This window comes from Leptolyngbya sp. ST-U4 (assembly GCF_039962215.1).
Taxonomy (GTDB): Bacteria; Cyanobacteriota; Cyanobacteriia; order Elainellales; family Elainellaceae; genus Leptolyngbya_A.
Genome location: NZ_JAMPKZ010000024.1, coordinates 41,763 through 64,254, shown reverse-complemented (window position 1 = coordinate 64,254; position 22,492 = coordinate 41,763). Strand labels below are relative to the sequence as shown.

Genomic DNA, 22,492 nt, shown 5'->3' with positions numbered 1-22,492 from the left:
CCAGGGTGTGGAGGAGGAGCCATTGGAGAAGGGTGGGGGGCATGGGTGGGGAGGGTGATTGCTAGAGATGATTACTAGAGGTGATTGCTAGATTTCTCTGGTAGAGCATGAGTACTTGTGGAGCATGAGTAAAAGAGGAGGAGATTTGTTCCATAGGGTTAGTTTTGGAGAGGAAGGCAGTTAGTAGAATGGCAGTTTTGGGATCTGTTCTGAGAGGGGAATTCGAAGCGGAGCGGATCTGTCTCTAGAGGAAGATGTATTGTTTTTTTGAAATTGCTAAGGTTCCTTCAATATTTTTTCGTGATTCAGATTTAGTTTTTGATTTCTGCGGCGTACTCTATTCTCCCTGCCAAGCAGTTTTCTTGCCGAGTAATCAGCGACTTCTAAATCTAATTCACGTTTTGTTTTCTGCAATGGGAATTCCTAGCCACAACGCATTCATGATTCAAACCTCTAGCCGTTTTGTGCAGCTTGCCAGCGTTGTCACCGATCGCGTTGCAGAACTGCTTTATGCTCCTGTTTTTGTCACGAATGAACGAGGAGTGGTTGTCACGAGCAGCGAACCTGACCGAGTTGGGCGATCGATTACTCCTTTGGGAAACTGCGAGGCAAGCAACTGGGACGGCAAACAGGCACTGTCTCATTTCCTCAGAATTCCGCTACAGCATGACACCGAAACCGGAGAAGTAATTGTTGGCAAGCCTGCCGATCGTGAAATGATTTCTCCTCGCCTTGCTCAAGCATTGGTTGAACTGGTGATTAATCAATCCACACAGCATCATCTTCCAAGTCAACATGAACTCAAGAATGAATTAATCGACGATCTGCTACACGATCGCATTGAGGATGAAACAATCATCTGGAATCGAGCAAAACGATTGGGGATTGATTTGTCTCCACCCAGGGCTGTGATTCTCATTGATGCTGCCTGTTATATCTTGCCTCAAATGAATGCTTCGGGGATGGAAGCAGTTGAGATTGAGCAGCGACGGGCACAGGTCGTGATTAGCAGTATTGTTAGCTTTTTTCACCTGCCGAATGACACGATTTGCGCTTATCTGGGTGAAGGCGAAGTAGCAGTCTTAAAAGCCAGCAACAGCAAAAACCTGGGGCTGTGGGCAGACTGTAACGATGTGGCTGAAGGATTGAGTTCTTCCTGGGCAAATTTAGCGGCTCTCAAGCGGGCGGCGGATGCGCTGTTGCTGCGGCTCAGAAACGACATGGGCGCGACGATTAATGTTGGCATTGGTCGATATCATCCCGGCGTGCGGGGACTGGCACGCTCTTATGAAGATGCAGGGGCCGCCCTGTCTTTAGGAAAGCGATTGCAGGGCGATAATCAAGTCCATTGCCTGGGTGAGTTGGGGATTGCTGCCTTTGTGGGCGTTGCAGACGAAGAAACGAAGATTGATCTCGCTAAATATCTACTCAGTCCGCTCGATCATGAGCCTGAATTATTGGTTACGTTAAACACCTTCTTTGCTGAAAACTGCTGTCCTTCTACAACTGCAAAGCAGCTATCAATTCACCGCAATACACTCAGCTATCGGCTTGATAAAATTGCTTCGCTAACCGGATTGGAGCCAAGAAAGTTTGACGATGCGGTGCAGATGCGGCTGTGTCTGTTACTTCGATCGCTTCAAAGTCAAAATAGCTACCGATAAAGCAGTTGATAAAGCAGTTTATTTTGCTGCGAGATATCCCTGGTGGATGGGAGGTGAGAGGGCCAGTTGAGGTAACATTGCTTCCTTCTCAAATTTTGATTTGAATCGATTGTTCTTAGGATTGATAGAGAGTTGGGCAGGTTTAGCAGGGTTCAAAAGCGATGTCCTCTCTCATTACAGCCTTGTTCAGGCGATTGAAGTACAAAAAATGGGGTGCAGGGGCTGTGCCCTGTACGGCGAGAAAGCCCATACCCCCCGTACCTTACGGGAGTGAAAAACGCTGTAATTCAATAGTGGAATCAAATATTGGGAGATTAAAGCCTGCTCACTTGCCCGTATTTTCAGGATAGCTTTTCAGGACAGCAGAGAGAGCACTCTAGAAATTCAGCTTGAGAAGTAATTGATCTACTACCTAAAGGTATAATTTGGCTAATAAGGCTATGAAGTCTAAGCGGGATTACTTCTTTTCGTAATCTTTTTTTTGTGAGCTTAAACTAAAATTGTGCAATTGCATAACTTACCTAAAAAAAGTGCGGGTGTTCTTTGGGCAATTGCCTGATGCTTTCCAGAATTGCGACTGACTACTATAACCCTATCCCCTACCAGACGATTTCTCAGAGCTGCTGGCATAATTTTGGATTAGTAAAAATCTTCAGTTGAGATTGATTCTAGAGAAGCGAAGACAATTCTTTCAAAGCCAAATTTATGTCCCACTAACACAGGCTTAAGCAACACAAGCAGATTCAGTGAATTCAGGTCACTGCACAGAATTGTAGAAAGCTTATCTTTAATGCCGCTCTTTGATGCCGCGTTAATTCTTCGCAGCCGTTTGTTGCGCCCAATAAGGACAAGCGGACTGAGTTTATTTCTCACTTATTCCTTCCCCGACTGGCAATGGAGACTTTGATCAGTGGACATCTTCAATTTGATGACCCTGCCCCCCAGCGAATTGCGATCGTACGTGCGCTGCCGGGATTAGGCGATTTGCTGTGCAGTGTGCCTGCTTTTCGTGCCTTGCGATCGGTGTTTCCTGCCGCAGAGATTACGTTGATTGGGCTGCCCTGGACAAAGGCGTTTGTGCAGCGATTCAGTGCCTATCTCGATCGCTGGCTGGAGTTTCCCGGCTATCCTGGCATTCCCGAAGTGCCTTTTGTAGCAGAGCAGACGATCGCTTTTATGCAGCAGGTGCAGCAGGCGCCGTTCGATCTGGCACTACAAATGCACGGCAACGGTTCGGCAATGAATAGCTTTACGCTGCTGCTGGGTGCAAAACGCACGGCAGGCTTTTTTCCGCAGCGGCAGTTCTGCCCCCATATCGACTGGTTTTTGCCCTACCCAGAGCATTTGCCTGAAGTGCAGCGACCTCTCCATTTGCTGAAGTTTTTGGGCCTTGCTACGCAGGGAGAATCGCTGGAGTTTCCTATCACTGCTGCCGATCGCGACGAGTGCAACACTATTTTGAAAGCTTATCAGCTTCGCCCGAAGTCCTACATTTGCATCCATCCGGGAGCCAGTACCGCCGATCGCCGCTGGAACTGCGAGCATTTTGCTGTCGTTGCGGATGCGTTGGCGGCTCAGGATTTTCAGATTGTGCTGACGGGAACGGCTGATGAAAAAGGGCTAACTCAAAAAGTGACAGAGACAATGCAGTATCCAGCAATTGACCTGGCAGGAAAAACGAGTTTGGGGGCACTCGCGTTGCTATTGCAGCAGGCAGGCTTGCTGATTTGTAACGACACTGGGGTTTCGCATTTAGGGGCAGCAGTTCAGGTCAAAAGTGTGGTAATTTTCTCGCAGTCTGAACCGCATCGCTGGGCACCGCTCGATCGCGATCGTCACAAAATTGTGGTGATGCCGTCGCTGGAAAATGCCCATCTGTATCCGCCAGCAACGCCGATGCAAGTTTTGCGGGAAGCGTTGAATTTGCTGCACATCGAGGAGGTGTCTTATGCATCCTGATTGGCAGCGCGTCAAGCGGCTTCTCTTGGTGAGTCTTTTGGATCAGGACAGTCAATCTGAATTGATTCAAAGTTTGCCGCTGCTTCAGCAAAGCCTGCCGGAGACTAGCATTTCTGTTCTTGCCGCATTTCCAGATTCGTTATTTGATCAACAGCTTGCCACGCTAGATCTGATTCCTTTTCCTTCTCCTTTTTTCGATCTGACCGATCACGCAAGCAGTCTGATTCAGAGTCTTAAAGCGCGATCGTTTGATGCTGCGATCGTATTCACCCTGCCGCAACAGTCTCCTTATCTCATAGCATACTGTTGCTATCTTGCAGGCATTCCGATTCGTGTGGGCCAGTCCTGTGAGTTTGGCGGTGGGGTTTTGTCACACTGCGTTAAGCCGCCGCTTGATCCGGTTGATGCTCTGGAGTATCAGCTTCATTTGCTGCGATCGGTTAATTTGATTCCTGCTCAGACGATTCATTTGATTTCGTCTTCTTCTTTCCCGGTGCAGCCGGCTGATACAGCGATGGCTTAACTGTTTTTCCTGATGGTTTTGGTTAAATTTGATTCACGATTGATTCACTATGCGTTTGAAAATTCTCACCTGGCACGTTCACGGCAGCTATTTGTATTATCTGACTCAGGCTCCCCACGATTTCTATCTGCCTGTCAAGCCGGGCAAACCTGAAGGATACGGCGGACGGCTGGGCGGATTTCCCTGGGGTGAGAATGTGCATGATATTCCCGCCGAGGAAGTGCAGCATCAGCAGTTTGACTGTATTCTGTTTCAGTCGCGCCGCAATTACCAGGAAGATCAGTACGACATTCTTTCCGAAGCACAGCGAGATTTGCCGCGCCTGTATCTGGAACATGACCCACCTCGCGAACAGCCCACCGATACCGCCCACTGGGTAGACGACCCGGAAACGCTGCTGGTTCACGTCACCCATTTCAATCAACTGATGTGGCAGAACAACCGCACCCCAACCTGTGTTGTTGAGCATGGTGTCGTTGTTCCTGATCGGGTTACCTACACCGGAGAATTACCGCGCGGGATCGTGGTAGCGAACGGTTTGCGGAAGCGCGGTAGACGGCTGGGCGCAGATATTTTTGAGCAGGTGAAGCGATCGATCCCCCTCGATTTAGTCGGCATGGACGCAGAATCGCTGGGCGGCATTGGTGAAGTCACGCATCTTCAGCTTCCTGCGTTTGAAGCGCGATATCGTTTTTTCTTTCATCCGGTGCGCTATACCAGCCTGGGATTAGCAGTTTGTGAAGCAATGATGCTGGGAATGCCGATCGTGGGGCTGGCAACAACAGAACTGGCAACGGTCGTGGAAAACGATGTGTCTGGATTTGTGGATACTAACGTGAATGCCTTAGTCGATCGAATGCAAATGCTAATCGATAACCCCGAAGCTGCCCATCGACTGAGCCAGGGAGCCAAAGAACAGGCACGATCGCGCTTTGGGATCGAGCGATTTGTCCGCAATTGGAATGCGGCGTTTGAACAGGCAATGAGTTTGAAAGGAGGTTTCAATTCGAGCCACCGCTCTGGCAAGTCGATTCTGGAGGGGAACCGAGCCTAATCCGGCTTCAAAGCTCCCCAGCACTAGAAGATTTAGGAGGCAACGTACCGCTCACACGCTTCAAGCATCTCTCAAACTTCTTCACCCGATCGCTCGGTTCCACTCAATCATTTAAGCCAGTCATCAATTTTAACCCAGTCATCAATCCGAAATCCGTTTCTGAATCTTCACCCTATTCTCTTAAGACACCTATGACCAAACGAATTGCACTCATTAGCGAACATGCAACGCCACTTGGCATCTTTGGCGGTGTCGATAGCGGTGGACAGAATGTGTATGTGGGGCAGTTGGCAAAGCATCTAGCGGCGATCGGCTATCACGTAGATGTGTTTACGCGTCGTGATGCTGATCATTTGCCGGAAGTCGTGGATTGGCAACAGGGCGTGCGTGTCATTCATGTTCCCGCAGGTCCAGCGGTGGCAATGCCTAAAGAAAAGCTGCTGCCGTATATGAACGAATTCACCGCATTTATGGTGGATTGGTGTCACTCCCAGACATCCTACGATCTGGTTCACGCAAATTTTTGGATGTCTGCGCTGGTTGCGGCAGACATGAAACGGGTTTTAGGGATTCCGTTTGTGGTGACGTTTCACGCGCTGGGACGGGTGCGGCGACTGTATCAGGGTGATGCCGATCAGTTTCCAGACGATCGCTTTGCGGTGGAAGATCGGGTTGTGCAGGAAGCAGATCATATCATCGCCGAATGTCCGCAGGATCGGGAAGATTTGCTCAATCTCTATCACGCTCACCCCAGCCGCATCGGCATTATTCCCTGTGGCTTTGACCCGTTGGAATTTTGGGCGATCGACAAAACCCGCGCCCGGTTAACGCTGGGACTGCCGCCGGATGAAGCATTGATTTTGCAGTTGGGGCGAATGGTTCCGCGAAAAGGCGTGGACAATGTGATTCGGGCGTTTGCACAGCTACAAAAGAAACAGTTGCAAAAAGCGCAATTGCAGCAGGAACAGCCTGTTGCAGCACGACTGATTATTGTCGGCGGCGAAGCCGAAACCCCTGACCCGCAATTAACACCTGAGATTGGGCGACTCAACACGATCGCTCAAGAATTGGGTGTGGCAACGCGAATCTCCTTTGTCGGCAGACGGGGACGGGAGGTGCTGAAGTATTACTACAGCGCAGCAGATGTGTTTGTGACTACTCCCTGGTACGAGCCGTTTGGCATTACGCCGATCGAGGCAATGGCTTGCGGCACACCCGTCATCGGTGCAAATGTGGGCGGCGTTAAATTCACGGTGAAAGATGGTGAAACGGGTTATCTCGTTCCTCCCAATGAGCCTGAGGCCCTTGCCGATCGGCTTCAGCATCTTCTGGGCAACCCGCAGCTTCGGAACCTGTTTGGACGGCAAGCAATTCGCCGCAGTCAGGAGCATTTCACCTGGCAGAAAGTGACCAGCGCAGTCGCAGCCCTGTATGAAGAAGTGCTGAGCGGGGTTTCAACCGTGGCAGGCATCGAGGCAAACCAGATGGCAATCCTTGACCACGGCTTTGAGACGGTGATTAAAGCAGTGCAGCGATCGCAACGGCTTCTGCGTCCGACAATTCAAGCGGCATCTCAGGCAATGAGCAACTGCTTTCTGCGGGGCGGTAAGCTGCTGATTTGCGGTAATGGCGGCAGTGCGGCAGACGCTCAGCATTTGGCAGCCGAACTGGTTGGGCGGTTTTGCTGTCCCCATCGCGCCGGACTTCCGGCAATGGCACTAACAGCAGACACAGCATTTGTCACCGCCTGGGCAAACGATGTCAGCTATGACAATATCTTTGCGCGTCAGGTTGAAACTTTTGCCCAGCCGCACGATCTGCTGATCGGCATCAGTACCAGCGGACGATCGAAAAACGTGATTGCTGCATTTGAAGCTGCACGACGGGCAAACCTGACGACGATCGCCCTACTCGGCGGAGAGGGTGGTGAACTGCGGCACTTAGCAGACATTGCGATCGTGGTTCCGGCGATCGAGACTCAGCGCATTCAGGAAGTGCAGTTGATGGTGATGCACCTGCTCTGCGAACTGATCGAGGAACAATTGCTTGCTGCTGCCCCGAATGAAACGGCTCGATTAGGACAGTGGGAAACGCCGCAGTACGAGAGAACGATGGCGAGTGTAGAAGGGATGGGGTTGAAGGCTGGGGGAGTGAGGGGATGAAGGGTGGATAAGGGGGTGGATGGGTGAGGAGATGAGGAGATAAAGGGATGAGGGGCGATCGTGGATTGTGCAATGAATAAATTTGAGACGAATTGATAGGAGTGAATTGAAATGGAAACGTTGACTGGAAAAGTAGTGCTGGTAACTGGTGGCGGACGCGGTTTGGGAGCTGCGATCTGTGAGAGTTTAGCAGAAGCGGGGGCGATCGTTGTTGCTGCGGACGTTCGGATGGATCTGGCAGAGCCGTTGACGCAAAAGCTACGCGATCGCGGGTTAGAGGCGTATGCTTTGTCGCTAGATATTACAGACGAGCAGCAGATTCAGACCAGCATTCAAAAAATCATCGATCAGCACGGCAAAATTGACGTTCTGGTGAATAATGCCGGAACGGATTTAACGGTATCGATCGAAGAAATGGGGATCGATGATTGGGATCGAATTTTGAGTGTGAATTTACGCGCTCCGTTTATTCTGGCAAAGCAGGTCTTTCCGCTCATGAAGCAGCAGGGCAGCGGGCATATCGTGAATGTGGCATCGACGGCAGCTAAACGGACCTGGGCAAATGCATCTGCCTATCATGCGAGTAAATGGGGACTAATGGGTTTGAGCCATGCGCTGCACGTTGAAGGTCGTCCGCATGGGGTGAAGGTAACGGCGATCGTGGCAGGCGGAATGAGAACACCTTTCTTGCTCGATCGATTTCCGGAGCTCGATCCAAATGTGCTGCAAGATCCGCGCAATGTGGCGGACACGATTCGCTATGTGCTGCTGCAACCTGCCGAAACAGTCATTCCAGAGGTGACAGTGATTCCGATGCGGGAGTCTTCCTGGCCCTAAGCGGTTGTTTAAAGCGCATTGGAGATTCTACACCGCCCCCTAAATCCCCCAATTCGGGGGGGCTTTGAGATTCAGAAGAGCAACTTGCAAATGTGAAAATAGGACTGTTAGGAAAACTCTTGCCTAACCCCCAACAAGGCACTTCTATGAGTTCGCCAAGCAAGCTAAGCCACTTCAAAGCCCTCCAGGAATTAAAGGATTTAGGGGCAATCTGGAACGCCGGAACCCTGACTCAAACCGCTCACTCAATTAGCAGTATCAAAAAAAGCAACCTGCCAATGCAAACTCTCCCTCAAAAAGCGGTTTTTCTCGATAAAGATGGAACGCTAATTGAGAACGTTCCCTACAACGTTGACCCGGCTTTAATTCAGTGGTGCGAAGGGGCGATCGAAGCCTTGCAACGACTCCATGAGGCGGGATACAAGCTGTTTATCATTACGAACCAGTCAGGAATTGCACGAGGCTATTTTGAGGAAACGGCTCTGGCGATCGTCCAACAGCATCTCACCGGGGAGCTTGCTCGGTTTGGGATTCCGTTAGCGGGGTTTTATTATTGTCCGCATCATCCAGACGGAACGATCGCCCCGTATACGATAAACTGTTCCTGTCGAAAGCCGGAGCCGGGTTTGCTGCTTCAGGCGGCAGCGGATCACCAGATTGATCTGAGTACGTCCTGGTTTATTGGCGATATTTTGCATGATGTGGCTGCCGGACGTGCCGCGGGTTGTCGCACTATCTTGATCGATAACGGTAATGAAACCGAGTGGCAGCTATCTCCACAGCGTTTACCGCATCATCTTGTTTCTGATTTGGGTGCGGCTGCTCGTGTGATTCTCGCAATCGATCGTTCTGATTTCTCTCTTTCGTTCCCTTTTCCATCCACTCTCCCTCCGATTTGCCGATGAACGATTTGCTTTCTTCGATCGATCGCTGGTCGTCATTTAGCGTCCTGGTGGTTGGCGATGTTATGCTGGATGCGTATTTGGCTGGGGATGCGAATCGCCTTTGTCAGGAGGCTCCAGTCCCGGTTGTGGCGATTGATCAGCGACAGGATTTTCCCGGCGGGGCGGCAAATGTGGCGGCGAATGTGGCAGCGTTTGGGGCACGTCCAGTTTTATTGTCAGTGATTGGGCAGGACTCGGAAGGCGATCGGCTTTTGCACAGCCTCCAGCAGCGATCGCTTGAGGGAAATCATTTGATCGTTTCGCACGATCGGGCGACGCTGGCAAAGCAGCGGATTGTGTCACAAAATCAGATTTTGCTGCGGTTTGATCAGGGCAGCACGGCGGCAATTTCAGCAGAGCTGGAAACAGGGATAATCGATCGCCTGACGCAGCTTTTTCCGCAAGTGGATGCAGTGATTCTCTCCGATTATGGCTATGGCATTCTCACGCCGCGATTAATTGAGACGATCGCCCAATTACAGGCACAGCACGATCGAACTTTGGTGATCGATTCCAAGCAGCTTGCGAATTATCAGCGCGTCAAACCTACGGCAGTCAAGCCGAATTATGGGGAAACAATCCGCCTCCTCGAACTGCCTGTTCAGAAGGGCGATCGGGTGGCTCAAGTTTTGCCTTGTGGCGATCGATTGTTGGAACTCACAGGCGCGAAAATCGTTGCGGTAACGTTGGATAGCGAAGGCGCAGTTTTATTTCAGACGGGGAGTTCTCCGATTCAGATTCCAGCTCAGCCTGTGCCTGCGAATCACACTTCTGGGGCGGGTGATACGTTTATTACAGCTCTGGCATTGAGTTTGGCGGCGCAGGCTTCGGTGTCGATCGCGGCTCAGATTGCCAAGACAGCAACGCAGATAGTGGTACAGCAAACTGGAACCAGCGTTTGCACAGCGAATCAATTACGGCAGCAGTTCCAGCCCGATCGTCCTGCGGTATCAAACAAGCGAATCCTGGATCGCGCTCAAATCGTTCGCTGCCTTGAAGCACACCGCACTGCTGGAAAACGAATTGTGTTTACCAACGGCTGCTTTGATTTGCTGCATTCCGGTCATGTCACTTACCTACAGCAGGCAAAAGCGTTGGGTGATGTGCTGATTGTCGGCGTGAACAGCGATGAAAGCGTGCGTCAGCTTAAGGGAATGGGGCGACCTGTGAATGCGTTAGACGATCGCCTCACCGTCTTAACTGCTTTGGAATCCGTGGATTATGTGATTCCTTTTTCTGAATTGACTCCCCACCATTTGATTGAAATCATTCGCCCCAATGTGTTTGTTAAAGGCGGAGACTATACGCGAGAAACATTGCCGGAAGCTCCCCTGGTTGAGCAATTGGGCGGTGTTGTTCACATTCTCTCGTTTGTAGAAAATCGATCGACCACGCGCACGATCGAGCAAATTCGTTCTGTTTCTGCTGCCCCATCTCCACCCCAGCTTTATCGCTAACTCATTCCCCGTTCTATTCCTGACTCCATTCCCATGTCTATTTCCTGGAACACTGCCCAAAATATTCTCTGCGTTCGGCTGGATTCGATCGGCGATGTGTTAATGACTGCGCCTGCAATGCGTGCCTTAAAAACATCTTCTGATTCTCCTCGCCGAATCACGCTAATGACTTCTCAGGCCGGTGCAACGATCGCCCCCCTGATCCCCGAAATCGATGACGTGATTGTTTACGATGCTCCCTGGCTCAAAGCGACCGCACCACGACCCAATAGCCAGCCTGAATTTCAAATGATCGAGCGGCTGCGATCGAGGCAGTTTGATGCTGCCGTTATCTTTACCGTTTACAGCCAAAATCCTTTGCCGTCGGCGTTTTTGTGTTACATGGCAGATATTCCTTTGCGGCTGGCGCACTGTCACGAAAATTCCTATCAGTTGCTCACCAACTGGATCAAAGACCCGGAACCGGAACAGATGATTCGCCATGAGGTACAGCGACAGCTTGATCTGGTCAGCAGTGTTGGCTTCAGCCTCGAAGACGATCGCATGAAGCTCCAGATCCCCGCAGAAGCAGTCGATCGCGTTCGCCACCTGTTAGCAGCTCAGGGGGTAGATTTACAGCAGCCGTGGGTCGTGATTCATCCAGGGGCAACGGCTCCTTCGCGTCGCTATCCACCCGAGCTGTTTGCGATCGCAGCGCGGCGACTCGTGCAGGAATTCGGCTTGCAGGTAATTTTGACGGGAACCACGCCGGAACGGGAACTGGTGCAGTTCATCCAGACGGAAATGCAGGCAAATTCTGTTTCGCTGGTCGATCGCCTCAATTTATCGGAGATGGCAGCGTTGTTGTCGATCGCCCCACTGCTTATTTCTAATAACACTGGACCCGCTCACTTGGCGGCTGCGGTGGGTACGCCTGTGGTAGACCTATATGCACTAACGAATCTTCAGCATACTCCCTGGCGTGTTCCCAATCGTGTTCTGTATCATGAAGTTCCCTGTCGCCTTTGTTATAAGAGCGTTTGTCCTGAAGAACATCACCACTGTTTGCGACTTGTTGATCCCGATGATGTCGTTAAGGCGGCGATCGAATTGCTCTCTGAGGTAGATATATCTCCTGCGATCGATACTGGCTCTTTAATTCCTTGTTAGTTTCAAATTATTAGTATCGTATTCTTGCTGGTTAATTAGAAATCATTCTGTATTGTCTTTATGAATCCGGCTTTAGATGTTCTGATTCCAACCTGTAATCGTTCTGCTGCCTTAGCAGTCACGTTAACCAGTCTGTGCGCTCAGACGTTTACTAATTTTCGTGTGATTGTTTCCGATCAAACCGAAACGAACAACACATTCCAGTCTGGAGAAGTGATTGCAGCCCTGCGCGTTCTGGAAGCACACGGACATTCGATCGCCACCCACAGGCATCTACCTCGGCGCGGCCTCGCAGAACATCGGCAATTTCTCCTCGATCAGGCAACGGCTCCCTATGTGCTGTTTCTGGACGATGATCTCATTCTAGAACCGTGGGTCATCGGGCTACTCATGCAGACGATTCAGCAGGAGCAGTGTGGTTTTGTCGGCTCGGCGGTGATCGGTTTAAGCTTCAAGCAGGATGTCCGTCCGCATCAGCAAATTTTGGAGTGGTGGGAAGGAGCAGTTGAGCCAGAAATCGTGCGATCGGGAACGCCCCAATGGGAGCGATATAAACTACACAACGCCGCAAATCTCTATCACGTCCAGCAGCAGCATAACATTACGCCCGATCGCCCCCGCAAATATCGCGTTGCCTGGATCGGCGGCTGCGTTTTATACGATCGGGCCAAATTGCTAAACGTGGGCAGTTTCGAGTTTTGGCGTGACCTGCCAGAAAACCACTGCGGCGAAGACGTATTGGCGCAGCTTCGAGTCATGTCTACCTACGGTGGCTGTGGTGTGATGCCCTCCGGCGTGTATCACCAGGAGATTCCTACAACCATTCACGATCGGCATAATGATGCACCACAGTTGCTTTCAATTTAATTGGTGTTAGATCTATGGGTGACACCTACCGCATCCTCTTCATCGAACTCCTGGGCGGCATTGGTGATTTGATCATTGCGCTGCCTGCAATTCATGCACTGGCAAAGTCCCATCCAGCAGCTCGTGTCACGGTTCTCACCTTTGCTCCTGGGGATCAGCTTTTGCAGACCGATCCGCTGATCGATCAGGTTGTGATTGCACCACGGGGCGAGGCAAGAGCTTCGCTCGATCGCCTGCTTGCCAGCGAATCGTTTGATCTTATCGTCACGGATACCACCTATGACGGCATTGCAGAAGCGGTACAGCAGTCAAACGCGGAGCAGGTCGCCACGAATCTTTGGCGATCGCCGCCTGAGAATGAATTGGTGAGCGATCGATTTTTGGCGATCCTTCAGCAAGAGGGACTGATCCAGCCAGCGTTGATGCAGCGTCAGGCAGAGCTTCATCTGACGGTATCGGAGAAGCTGGAGGCACAGCGGCAGCTCGGGGCAGCTTATCGTCCACTGGTGTTCTTCTGCATTGATGCGGGAATGGCAATCAAACGCTGGGCGGAGGCTGATTTTGTGCAGCTTGGGCAAGCCCTTCAGCAGCAGTACAGCGCATCGATTCAGATTGTGGTGGGAGCCGATCGCGATCAGACAGTGCAAATCGCAGAGGCAATAGGTGGCAATGGTTCAGACGGCAAAGTTTCACTTTGGGAGCGGGGTAGTTTGCGGCAGTTAGCAGCCGCTTTCTCGTTTGCCGATCTGGTCATCGGAGCGGATACCGGACCCGTGCGAATTGCGGCAGCAGTCAACGCGCCCACTATCACCTTATTTGGACCTTCCTGGCACGGACGCTATGGGCAGCCGGAACCCCATGTAAATCTTCAGGGCTATCCGCAGTGCGGCGATCGTCGAATTCACAATTTCACCGAGCAAGCCTGCTGGTATAGCGGCAACTGTCCGTTGGAATGGCAAACCTGCCTGGATGAAATTACTCCGGCGCAAGTGTTGGAGGCTGCGCGATCGCTGCTGTCCCGTTGCAAAGAAATAGCTCCTGATCCAAGGCGAAGCAGTTCCCCTTTAGGAGCCATTGCCTCTTTAACGCCCTTGCCCCCCTCCCCCACGGAGTCAAATTCTGACTGGCGATCGGTGAAGAATCTGCTGGTGATGCGGCTGGACAACATCGGCGATGTGATGATGACAACCCCAACGCTACGTGCCTTGCGGGAAAATCTGCCTGATGCAAAGATTACGCTGATGGCAAGTCCAGGCGGAATGCTCACGGAACCTTTGCTGCCCTGGATTGATGCAGGATTGCCTTGGCGGGTGCTGTGGCAGGATCTCGGACGGCTGGACTTTGACCCGGCACGAGAATGGAACTTGATCGACAGGCTGCGACAAAGGCAATTTGATGCTGTCATCATTCTCACTAGCTTTAGCCAGAGTCCCCATCCGGCAGCTCTCATTTGTGCGCTGGCAGGCATTCCTCTACGACTGGGCGAATCCAAAGAAACCGATCTGGGAACGCTCACCCATGCTGTTCCGCCTGCTCCCGACGAAATTCATCAGGTCGATCGCAATCTGCGGCTAGTCGAGTCGATCGGGTTTACCGTCACCGATCGCGCCCTGTCGCTGCACATTTCTCCAGAAGCACAAACCGCGATCGCTCATCTGCTGCATACCAGAGGCATCCCTGCTGAAACACCCTACCTGCTGCTCAATCCATGGACAACTTGCCAGTCGCGCAACTATGCCCCCGATCGTTTTGCGGAAGCTGCCCGTCGTCTCAGCGACCTCACCGGATGGTCAGTGATTGTCACCGGCGTTGAAAAAGACCGCGATCGATCGCAGGAGATTTTATCGATTTTGGGTGATCGAGCGGTTGACCTGATGGGAATGACAACCCTGCCGGAACTGGTTGCCCTGATTGCCAACGCAAAACTGGTGTTGACCAACAACACTTCAACCATGCATATCGTGGATGCGCTGCAAGTGCCCAATGTCGTCATGTTTGCCGGAACCGAATACGAGTGCCAGTGGCAACCCCGCTATAGTCCTTCTCGGCTGCTGCGTCGTCCGACGGTGTGTAGCCCCTGCTATGCCTTTGCCTGTCCCTACCACCTGGAGTGTCTGGATATCGAGCCAGAAGCGATCGTGCAGGCTGCCCTCTCTGTTCTGAAACCTGTCCTGGAACCTGTTCTGGAATCTGAACTTCCCTTTGTGGAGAATTGCTGATGCGTGTCGCCCTGATTGCCGGAACCTACCAGCCCGATCGCTGCGGAGTTGCACACTACACTCAGCATCTGCGCGAAAGGTTGGCTCTATCCGGGGTTGAGTCGATCGTCCTTACCACTCGATCGGTTGCAAATGGCAGTGAGCGAACCGTGAAAGGCGCGATCGATCGCTGGCACATCACCGAACTTTTTTCCCTGGTTCGGGCAGTTCATCAAACCGACGCAGACCTGCTGCACCTGCAACACGCAGCGGGAACCTACGGCTTCGATCGATCGATTTTTCTGCTGCCTTTGCTGCTGCGGCTTACGTGCTGGCACAAGCCGATTGTCACCACCATTCACGAATACGGCTGGTGGAACTGGGAGCCAGACTATTTTCCTGCCCAGTGGCTCGATCGCCTCAAGCAATGGGGACAGCAGCGCGGCTGGTGGGATGAGGAAGACGGCTTTCTGCTCACGTTGAGTGATGCCGTAATTACGACAAACCATGATGCAGAACAAGTGATCGTTAAACGGCTTCCTGCCCTAAAAGAAAGGCTCCATCGCATCCCGATCGCCCCCAACATCGAGCAAGCAAAACACAATAAAACCGACGCAAAATTACGAATTCTTCAGCGGTTAAACTGGTCAAACGATTCGCTGCTTGTGGCGTTTTTCGGCTTCCTGCACCCGGTAAAAGGACTGGAAACGCTGCTGTCTGCTTTTCAGCAAGTAATCACTCAAATTCCGCGAGCAAAACTGCTTCTGATCGGCGGTGTAGAAAGTTTGGCACTGCGAGGTACAGAAGCCGATCGCTACTGGGAAAAATTAGAGTCTCACATTGCTTCTCTTCAACTTCAACCAAGCGTTCACATGACCGGATATTTAGATGAGCGATCGGTATCCGACTACTTATCAGGTATAGATATCGGAGTCTTACCTTTTAATCATGGCGTGACGCTCAAGAGCGGTTCGCTTCTGGCATTAATGCAGCATCAACTTCCTGTTATTGCGACTTATGCAAGTCCACCTGATCCAGAATTGCCAGATTCGATCGCTTATTTTATCCCTCCCCGTTCCGTTGAAGAATTAACGATTGCGCTTACTCATATTCTGTCTGATGCTTCACTGCGTCAAAATCTTGCTCAGGTGGGTTGTGAGTTCAGCCAGTCTTTTTCCTGGTCAGATATCGCTGAGAAACATTTGCAAATCTATCGCGATGTGAGTTGAAAGAGAAATGACTTCAACTTTGCGCGTCACTGTTTATACCGACTCTGCGGGAATTGGCGGCGCGGAGATCAGTTTATCGCATCTGGCTGCAACCGTTTCTTCAGAAATTCATCTGACTGTTGTGGGTGTTGATGAAAAGGTTGTTCATTTTATTGCTGCGAGTCGTTCAGAGATCGATCGCTTTATTCTTCCTGCTTCTGGTATAGGAGCATTCTTAGAACATCGCCGCACATTTCAACAGCTACATCCTGATATTATTCACTGCAACTTGTGTACACCCTGGGCGGGGGCGATCGGTTTAGCTGCAGCTCTGTCCTTACCTAAGGTGCGGGTGGTGCGGGTCGATCAGCTTCCCCTGCGGACAACGGATATGCTGACCCTGTGGCGAACTCGTGCCCTTGGTTTGCGATCGGATGCTCATGTGGCAGTGGGTCAGGCAAGCGCAACTAAGATGGAAGATTTCTACGCGCTGGGCAGAAACAGTGTGATTTCCATCCCTAATGGGGTGCCGGATGGGGGCGAACCGGAGTTGCCTGCATATCAGAACCCAGCACAAATCACCGTCGGCAGTATCGGACGACTCGATGCGATGAAGGCACACGATATTTTGCTACGAGCAGTGGCACGGGTTCCCCAGGTGCGGGCGGTGATTTTGGGAGATGGCGGCGAACGATCGAATCTGGAAAAGCTGTCAAGCGATCTGGGCATTCGCGATCGAGTGGAAATGCCAGGATGGGTCGATCGCCCGCAGTCTTATTTGCCCCAGTTTGACGTGGTGGCGATGCCTTCACGATCGGAAGGGTTTCCCCTGGCAATGGTCGAAGCCATGCTGGCGGCGCGTCCGGTGATTGCAACCCGAGTTGGCAGTATGCCGGAAGCGATTCAAGATGGGATAACAGGGCTGCTGATCGACAAAAACGATGTAGACGGCTTAACTCGATCGCTCAAACGCCTGCGAGACAATCCCGAATTTCGGCATCAGCTCGGCAAGCAAGCCCGCGATACGGCTCTGGCTCACTTCACAGTGGGAACGATGACGTGCCGCTACGAAACCCTCTGGCGAGAGTTGCTCGATCGTCCCCCAGTTCCCCGATTGAAAGTGCCTCGTCCTAAGGATTAGCGACCGCGAAATGCCTGCTCGAGTCGATGCCAGCCTGCTCTCACCGCAGGACGGGCTTGCTCCCAACCTAACCAGGACAATCGCCGCTCTTGCTCATACTGCTGCTGAAGTTCGGGTTCAACTTCGTCGTAGCTCATGCCTGTGCCGTGATAGCGCGTGTAGCCTTCGTAGCCCAGACGATATGCAGGCTGGTAATCCCGGTAGGTCAACCCCGATTGATAGTAAGGCTGTGCCGTGTAATGCTGCTGCCAGTATTGATCTTCGTTAGCAACCAGAGAATTCCGTCCGCGCAGCGCCGCATGAATAATGGACTGCTCGACCGTTGGCGGGGTGGCCCCAGAAGCATAAACCGCTTGAACAGAAACAGGCTCAATTCGGCGATGCGAGGCAACACTTCCACGGGGAACATCGCGCGGTTCAATCACCTGCACGTCGTAATCTTCGATCGTTGGATGGGTGGCTTCGGCAGCACTCTTACCCACTAGTCCACCCAAAATACTGCCGATCGCCGCGCCTGCAATCGCTCCCACCGGACCCGTCACAGAACCCACCAGCATCCCGATTGTGCCGACAATTCCTGCCCCAATTCCAGTTGCGATCGGGTGCGATCCAGTTTCTCCGGTGATCGGGTCGGGATGAGGATTAATTACGGCTTCGCGTCGTCGATCACTTCGTCGAGCAATTCGTGGATCAATAACCTGTTTACTCATAGCGGTTTGCCAATTTTATCTAAAACACCCAGCTTAAGCCTTTAGTCGCAAGCTTCTGGTCACAGAGCAGTTCTCACAAAGTCGTTCTGCTGATTCAGCAAGAAACCGATTCAGCAAGGGAACGTTGCAGGGACTCACTTCTCACCGAACTTACCCCTTACCGTATCGGATTCTGTTTTCGTCAACCGTCCTTCCTGCGAGGGAAGTCTGCTCATCGTTAAGCGGATTTCTTTCCTAAGACTTATCCAATTTCTCCAATTTCTCGGTACCTGTTTATGGAAACTGTCCCTCTTGATAGAGGATAAGCCGTTCTTTCATTCGTTACTTTCAAAGTAAAGTAAAGATCTCAACTTAAAACAATGATTCTACAAGACAAACAAACGGGTGTATTAATCGAAGTGATGGATACAGAAGAGCTAATTAACCCGTCGCACGACACGATTAAAGGCAGAATTCAGGAAGGTCAGGAAGAACAGCCGCCCGAAGAAATTGGGAAAGACACGCTAGTTTTTCCTTCTGGAGAAGAGCTGCCTCGCTGCTGGCGAGATGCAGATTATCGCTCGAACTAATTATTGCTCGAACTAAGGCGATCGGTTTTCTTTCGCCTTGCAGTTTTCTTTCGCTTTGCTTAGATCAGGCATGATCAAAAAGCATTCAAGCAGGATTCAAGCAGCGAGATAAGGGGGTAAAAACTCCCTATGTCTCTAGATCGATTGCTGACTGCAATGAATTGTTTCTAATAAAAGTATCGTCTGCGGACGGATAGTGAACACCATTTTGAGGAGATACAGCCAATGGGTTGGCTACAAAGATTATTCGGAGCTCAGAAGCCTCAGCAAAATCAAGCTCAGGCTCAGCCTCAAGCAAATGTAGCAGCGGCAGCTCAAGGCGGTAATGCAGCAACGGCAGCTCAAGGCGGTCAGGAATCAATTCCTCCGGAGCGGGTTGGCTTGAACGGGGAATACGATCAGAGCGGTCTGGCAAAGCGAGTTGCGCTGGCATTTGACCAAGATCCGGGCATTGATGACATTGACACGGTTTATGTGGCTCAAACAGGCGGCACGGTTGTTCTGAAAGGAAAAGCCCCAAATCAGGAAATCGTGCAAAAAATGACGTCTGTTGCCCGTGGAGTAAGTGGTGCAACAAATGTTGATACCAGCCAGGTGACGGTCGGTTAAGCATCAAAAACACCAAACTGATTCGTTCGATCGAGGCTGTACCACAAACTCGTTTTAACGTTTCAACTTACCTCCCAAAAAGCGACAAAGGGGCAGATTGCATCGCGCATCTAGCCCTGTTTCTAATTTTTAGGGCAGAATCTTTTGGATCAGAATCTATGTTGAGCGCCGAATCTACTATCAGTCCGATCGAGTCCGCTAAAGCAGTTGGTTTACGCTATGTTAGCGATACGATTCCCGGCATTCGTCGAGAACGATCGGGAGATGAATTTGTGTATCTTGGCGTAGATGGTCGTCCAATTCAGGATCCTGAAGAACTAGAGCGTTTCAAAGCATTAATTATTCCGCCCGCCTGGACAGACGTTTGGATTTGTCCATTACCCGACGGACACTTGCAAGCAACCGGACGCGATGCAAAAGAACGCAAACAGTATCGCTATCACGCTGACTGGCGCAAAATCCGCAGCCAAACTAAATTCGATCGCATGGTGCGCTTTGCTCAGGCGTTGCCCCTGATTCGCGAACAAACTGATCGCCATCTGCGCCTGCCCGGTCTGCGCCGTGAAAAAGTGCTGGCAACTGTAGTTCAGCTTTTAGAGAAAACCCTGATCCGGGTGGGCAACGAAGAATATGCCCAAACGAACGATTCTTTTGGACTCACCACGCTGCGTGATGAGCATATCGAAGTCACCAGCACGAAGATTGTATTTCACTTTCGCGGAAAAAGCGGTGTAGAACACGAAATTGAATTAGGCGATCGACGCTTAGCCCGCATTGTTAAATCCTGTCGTGATGTACCGGGGCAAGAATTATTTCAATACATCGACGAAAACGGTGAACGTCAGACGATCGACTCTAAAGACGTAAACGACTATCTTTACGAGATTACCCAAGAGAACTTCACTGCCAAAGATTTTCGTACCTGGATGGGCACGGTTCATGCCCTGCAAGAACTGCACATGATCGGACTGTTTTCTTCTCAAACGCAGGCAAAAAAGAACGTTACCGAAGCTATCAAAAACACCGCTAAACGCCTGGGCAATCGTCCAGCCACTTGTCGCAAATACTACGTCCACCCCAGTATTCTGGATGCCTACCTGGAAGAAAAGCTGTTCGACCTGACCCAATCGCTAATCGAGCTTGAAGAGGCGATCGAAGCTGTGGAAGCTGCTAAATATCAACTCCGTCAGGAAGAACGCGCCGTACTCGCCGTCCTAGAAGCTTACACCGCAGCCCTGCAGCCCGAAGCGGAAAAGCCGAAGCGAAAATCAGCGAAAAGTAAGCAAAAGTCGATCGCGGCTTGAGGAAATTTTTACAAGGTTCTGTTTGAGCGGTAAGCTTCGTTCCAGTCCTTTAGGCTGGCTCAATTGCGATCGCCGATGCCGCTACAATCGCGAATTCAGGAAAAGGCTCTCCTCCAAATGTCCAAGCCCCTCAGCCTGGGCAATTTAGGGGACAATGGAACCGCTCACACTCCTTAATTCCTCACCCCCTCATTTCTCAATGACGATCGGCATCTGGATTTTTGGCGATCAGCTCTGGCTAGAACAATCTGCGCTCCAAAGCTGTCTTTCGCGTCAGCAGGAAACGCCTGTTCTCTTGATTGAATCTGTTCGCCACGCGCAAAAGCTGCCCTACCATTTGCAAAAGCTCGTCCTGGTCTGGTCGGCGATGCGCCACTTTGCTCAGGAGCTTCGCGAAGCCGGATGGCAGGTAACATATCGAATCGAGGAAGACTTTGAAACGCCGCTCAAAGCCTGGATTGCGGAATATAGGATTACCGAACTGCGGGTGATGACCCCCACCGATCGCCCCTTTCGCTTGCTGATTCAATCCCTTGATCTCCCCTGCACGGTCACCTTCACGCCCAGCAATCGCTTTATCTGGACAGAGACAGCCTTCACGGAGTGGGCAGACTCCCGCAAGCGGCTGATTATGGAGGACTTTTATCGCGAGGGACGGCAACGCTTCAATATCTTGATGCAGGGGAAGCAGCCCCTCGGCGGTCGGTGGAATTTCGATCGCGAAAATCGCAAGCCGCCCAAAGGAAAACTAACGCTGCCCGAAGCCCTCTGGTTTGAACCGGATGCCATTACCCAAGACGTGATCGACTGGCTCAAACAGTCTCCCGCCTTCGAAGAGAGCAACACCTACTGGCAGATCGAGCCTTTTCGCTGGGGAGTAACGCGATCGCAGGCAAGGCAAGTGCTCGACTTTTTTATTCAAACCCGCCTCTCAAACTTCGGACCGTACCAGGACGCGATGATCACAGGCGAGCAAACCCTGTGGCACGCGATGCTATCGCCCTATCTCAATCTGGGACTACTGCATCCGATCGAGGTGATTCAGGCAGCCGAGCAGGGCTATTACGACAGCCAGCACAACGATCCCCAGGGTGAATGGCAGCTCAGCAGCATCGAGGGCTTTATCCGGCAAATTCTGGGCTGGCGGGAATATATGCACGGCATTTATCACTACATGGGCGAGGAGTATCCCGATCGCAATTTCTTCGACCACCATCAGCCCTTGCCTGCTTTCTACTGGACAGGTGAAACCCAAATGCACTGTATTCATCAGGTTGTCCATCAGGTGAAAGAAATCGGCTATGCCCACCACATTCAGCGGCTCATGGTGCTCAACAACTTTGCTCTGATCGCCGGAGTCTCACCGCAGGAATTGCAGGACTGGTTCCACACTGCCTTTATCGACGGCTACGACTGGGTAATGCAGGCAAACGTGATTGGCATGGGACAATACGCCGACGGCGGACTGATGGCATCTAAGCCCTACGCTGCCTCGGCGAACTACGTCAACACAATGAGCGACTACTGCAAGCACTGCGATTACAACCCCAAACGGCGCACCGGAGCGGATGCCTGCCCGTTCAATTTCTTTTACTGGGACTTTCTGGCGCGGCACCATTCCAAGCTCCAAAACAACGATCGCATGAAGCACATTCTGCTCAACCTAAATCGCATCGCATCTGAAGAACTGGCGCAAATCCAGCAGCAGGCCGCTGACTGGCGTATTAACCATCAGCAAACCGAATACCTCCTGCCCTGCACGCCCCATTCTTCTAAGCCTGATCCACATGACCCATCTGCTTGAACTTCGCAGCCGCTATCTTGAACTGACGAATCGTACTCTGCCCCAGCTTGCACAACAGCGCAGGTTTCCCGTCAGCGATAACCACTGCTTTCAGCGCATCATCCTCGATAATTTGTTGGGACAATGCTGGTACGAAGTTCTGGAACGCGGTAAGGTTCCCGCCTACCAACAGCTCACCGCATTGCAGCTCCAGCAGGCGATCGATCTCGCAGAAGCCATTATTACTCAACCTAATTCCTATCTGGAACAGCTCAATCAGAATAGCCTTACCTGGAGAAGGGAGCAGCGATCGAGCCTGCCCAAACCCGCAGAAACGGCAGAAAAACCATAGGA

General features: G+C 51.6%; 19 protein-coding genes. 18 read left to right on the top strand and 1 reads right to left on the bottom strand.

What is annotated here, in order from left to right; genetic code table 11:
* Positions 1 to 413 precede the first annotated feature (413 nt).
* The 13 genes from NDA02_RS22540 to NDA02_RS22480 all read left to right on the top strand — a co-directional run bounded on the left by NDA02_RS22540 (position 414) and on the right by NDA02_RS22480 (position 17,163).
* The gene (locus NDA02_RS22540; RefSeq protein WP_348248176.1) at positions 414 to 1,664 is read left to right on the top strand and encodes a helix-turn-helix domain-containing protein; all 1,251 of its coding nucleotides are present in this window, start codon (positions 414 to 416) and stop codon (positions 1,662 to 1,664) included.
* A gap of 894 nt (positions 1,665 to 2,558) precedes the next feature.
* The gene (locus tag NDA02_RS22535) at positions 2,559 to 3,623 is read left to right on the top strand and encodes a glycosyltransferase family 9 protein (RefSeq protein WP_190793761.1); all 1,065 of its coding nucleotides are present in this window, start codon (positions 2,559 to 2,561) and stop codon (positions 3,621 to 3,623) included.
* Complete coding sequence (locus tag NDA02_RS22530) at positions 3,613 to 4,146, top strand: hypothetical protein (RefSeq protein WP_190793760.1); 534 nt, start codon at positions 3,613 to 3,615, stop codon at positions 4,144 to 4,146. The genes NDA02_RS22535 and NDA02_RS22530 overlap by 11 nt, the downstream gene beginning before the upstream one ends.
* A gap of 49 nt (positions 4,147 to 4,195) precedes the next feature.
* Positions 4,196 to 5,200 carry a glycosyltransferase family 4 protein gene (locus NDA02_RS22525; protein WP_190793759.1) on the top strand — a complete coding sequence of 335 codons (1,005 nt, stop codon included), beginning with the start codon at positions 4,196 to 4,198 and terminating at the stop codon, positions 5,198 to 5,200.
* A 191-nt stretch (positions 5,201 to 5,391) separates the two neighbouring features.
* On the top strand, positions 5,392 to 7,362 hold the full coding sequence (locus NDA02_RS22520; RefSeq protein WP_190793758.1) for a glycosyltransferase: 1,971 nt from the start codon (positions 5,392 to 5,394) through the stop codon (positions 7,360 to 7,362).
* A 111-nt stretch (positions 7,363 to 7,473) separates the two neighbouring features.
* On the top strand, positions 7,474 to 8,199 hold the full coding sequence (locus NDA02_RS22515) for an SDR family oxidoreductase (protein ID WP_190793757.1): 726 nt from the start codon (positions 7,474 to 7,476) through the stop codon (positions 8,197 to 8,199).
* 146 nt (positions 8,200 to 8,345) lie between these two features.
* On the top strand, positions 8,346 to 9,104 hold the full coding sequence (locus NDA02_RS22510; protein WP_199296750.1) for an HAD family hydrolase: 759 nt from the start codon (positions 8,346 to 8,348) through the stop codon (positions 9,102 to 9,104).
* Positions 9,101 to 10,600, top strand: a complete 1,500-nt coding sequence (gene rfaE2 / locus NDA02_RS22505) for a D-glycero-beta-D-manno-heptose 1-phosphate adenylyltransferase (protein WP_190793756.1) — start codon at positions 9,101 to 9,103, stop codon at positions 10,598 to 10,600. Before NDA02_RS22510 ends, rfaE2 begins: the two co-directional genes overlap by 4 nt.
* Before the next feature lie 33 nt (positions 10,601 to 10,633).
* On the top strand, positions 10,634 to 11,749 hold the full coding sequence (waaF, locus tag NDA02_RS22500; RefSeq protein ID WP_190793755.1) for a lipopolysaccharide heptosyltransferase II: 1,116 nt from the start codon (positions 10,634 to 10,636) through the stop codon (positions 11,747 to 11,749).
* A 60-nt stretch (positions 11,750 to 11,809) separates the two neighbouring features.
* Positions 11,810 to 12,616: a glycosyltransferase family A protein gene (locus tag NDA02_RS22495; protein ID WP_190793754.1), complete on the top strand. Its 807-nt coding sequence runs from the start codon at positions 11,810 to 11,812 to the stop codon at positions 12,614 to 12,616.
* A 14-nt stretch (positions 12,617 to 12,630) separates the two neighbouring features.
* On the top strand, positions 12,631 to 14,835 hold the full coding sequence (locus NDA02_RS22490) for a glycosyltransferase family 9 protein (RefSeq protein WP_190793753.1): 2,205 nt from the start codon (positions 12,631 to 12,633) through the stop codon (positions 14,833 to 14,835).
* Positions 14,835 to 16,043: a glycosyltransferase gene (locus tag NDA02_RS22485; protein ID WP_199296749.1), complete on the top strand. Its 1,209-nt coding sequence runs from the start codon at positions 14,835 to 14,837 to the stop codon at positions 16,041 to 16,043. Before NDA02_RS22490 ends, NDA02_RS22485 begins: the two co-directional genes overlap by 1 nt.
* A gap of 7 nt (positions 16,044 to 16,050) precedes the next feature.
* Positions 16,051 to 17,163: a glycosyltransferase gene (locus tag NDA02_RS22480; RefSeq protein WP_348255949.1), complete on the top strand. Its 1,113-nt coding sequence runs from the start codon at positions 16,051 to 16,053 to the stop codon at positions 17,161 to 17,163.
* Here the strand turns inward: NDA02_RS22480 and NDA02_RS22475 are convergent.
* Positions 17,160 to 17,873: a hypothetical protein gene (locus tag NDA02_RS22475; protein WP_348248168.1), complete on the bottom strand. Its 714-nt coding sequence runs from the start codon at positions 17,871 to 17,873 to the stop codon at positions 17,160 to 17,162. The two genes, NDA02_RS22480 and NDA02_RS22475, sit on opposite strands and share 4 nt — an antisense overlap.
* Before the next feature lie 359 nt (positions 17,874 to 18,232).
* On the opposite strand from NDA02_RS22475, the gene NDA02_RS22470 reads away from it, so the two are divergent.
* The 5 genes from NDA02_RS22470 to NDA02_RS22450 all read left to right on the top strand — a co-directional run bounded on the left by NDA02_RS22470 (position 18,233) and on the right by NDA02_RS22450 (position 22,490).
* Complete coding sequence (locus NDA02_RS22470) at positions 18,233 to 18,442, top strand: acetyltransferase (RefSeq protein ID WP_190789598.1); 210 nt, start codon at positions 18,233 to 18,235, stop codon at positions 18,440 to 18,442.
* 225 nt (positions 18,443 to 18,667) lie between these two features.
* Positions 18,668 to 19,051, top strand: a complete 384-nt coding sequence (locus tag NDA02_RS22465; RefSeq protein WP_190789599.1) for a BON domain-containing protein — start codon at positions 18,668 to 18,670, stop codon at positions 19,049 to 19,051.
* A gap of 158 nt (positions 19,052 to 19,209) precedes the next feature.
* Positions 19,210 to 20,355 carry a DNA topoisomerase IB gene (locus NDA02_RS22460; protein ID WP_348248167.1) on the top strand — a complete coding sequence of 382 codons (1,146 nt, stop codon included), beginning with the start codon at positions 19,210 to 19,212 and terminating at the stop codon, positions 20,353 to 20,355.
* A gap of 199 nt (positions 20,356 to 20,554) precedes the next feature.
* Positions 20,555 to 22,159, top strand: coding sequence for a cryptochrome/photolyase family protein (locus tag NDA02_RS22455; RefSeq protein ID WP_348255948.1), 1,605 nt, complete (start codon positions 20,555 to 20,557; stop codon positions 22,157 to 22,159).
* Positions 22,143 to 22,490, top strand: a complete 348-nt coding sequence (locus tag NDA02_RS22450) for a hypothetical protein (RefSeq protein WP_348255947.1) — start codon at positions 22,143 to 22,145, stop codon at positions 22,488 to 22,490. The genes NDA02_RS22455 and NDA02_RS22450 overlap by 17 nt, the downstream gene beginning before the upstream one ends.
* Positions 22,491 to 22,492 lie beyond the last annotated feature (2 nt).

Excerpts from the sequence above, each read along its gene's own strand:
- NDA02_RS22475 (WP_348248168.1), bottom strand. The coding sequence starts at position 17,873 with ATGAGTAAACAGGTTATTGATCCACGAATTGCTCGACGAAGTGATCGA.
- NDA02_RS22490 (WP_190793753.1), top strand. The coding sequence starts at position 12,631 with ATGGGTGACACCTACCGCATCCTCTTCATCGAACTCCTGGGCGGCATT.
- NDA02_RS22495 (WP_190793754.1), top strand. The coding sequence starts at position 11,810 with ATGAATCCGGCTTTAGATGTTCTGATTCCAACCTGTAATCGTTCTGCT.
- NDA02_RS22530 (WP_190793760.1), top strand. The coding sequence starts at position 3,613 with ATGCATCCTGATTGGCAGCGCGTCAAGCGGCTTCTCTTGGTGAGTCTT.
- NDA02_RS22510 (WP_199296750.1), top strand. The coding sequence starts at position 8,346 with ATGAGTTCGCCAAGCAAGCTAAGCCACTTCAAAGCCCTCCAGGAATTA.
- NDA02_RS22515 (WP_190793757.1), top strand. The coding sequence starts at position 7,474 with ATGGAAACGTTGACTGGAAAAGTAGTGCTGGTAACTGGTGGCGGACGC.
- NDA02_RS22520 (WP_190793758.1), top strand. The coding sequence starts at position 5,392 with ATGACCAAACGAATTGCACTCATTAGCGAACATGCAACGCCACTTGGC.
- NDA02_RS22535 (WP_190793761.1), top strand. The coding sequence starts at position 2,559 with ATGGAGACTTTGATCAGTGGACATCTTCAATTTGATGACCCTGCCCCC.
- NDA02_RS22470 (WP_190789598.1), top strand. The coding sequence starts at position 18,233 with ATGATTCTACAAGACAAACAAACGGGTGTATTAATCGAAGTGATGGAT.
- waaF (WP_190793755.1), top strand. The coding sequence starts at position 10,634 with ATGTCTATTTCCTGGAACACTGCCCAAAATATTCTCTGCGTTCGGCTG.
- NDA02_RS22465 (WP_190789599.1), top strand. The coding sequence starts at position 18,668 with ATGGGTTGGCTACAAAGATTATTCGGAGCTCAGAAGCCTCAGCAAAAT.
- NDA02_RS22480 (WP_348255949.1), top strand. The coding sequence starts at position 16,051 with ATGACTTCAACTTTGCGCGTCACTGTTTATACCGACTCTGCGGGAATT.
- NDA02_RS22460 (WP_348248167.1), top strand. The coding sequence starts at position 19,210 with ATGTTGAGCGCCGAATCTACTATCAGTCCGATCGAGTCCGCTAAAGCA.
- NDA02_RS22525 (WP_190793759.1), top strand. The coding sequence starts at position 4,196 with ATGCGTTTGAAAATTCTCACCTGGCACGTTCACGGCAGCTATTTGTAT.
- NDA02_RS22485 (WP_199296749.1), top strand. The coding sequence starts at position 14,835 with ATGCGTGTCGCCCTGATTGCCGGAACCTACCAGCCCGATCGCTGCGGA.
- NDA02_RS22540 (WP_348248176.1), top strand. The coding sequence starts at position 414 with ATGGGAATTCCTAGCCACAACGCATTCATGATTCAAACCTCTAGCCGT.
- NDA02_RS22450 (WP_348255947.1), top strand. The coding sequence starts at position 22,143 with ATGACCCATCTGCTTGAACTTCGCAGCCGCTATCTTGAACTGACGAAT.
- NDA02_RS22455 (WP_348255948.1), top strand. The coding sequence starts at position 20,555 with ATGACGATCGGCATCTGGATTTTTGGCGATCAGCTCTGGCTAGAACAA.
- rfaE2 (WP_190793756.1), top strand. The coding sequence starts at position 9,101 with ATGAACGATTTGCTTTCTTCGATCGATCGCTGGTCGTCATTTAGCGTC.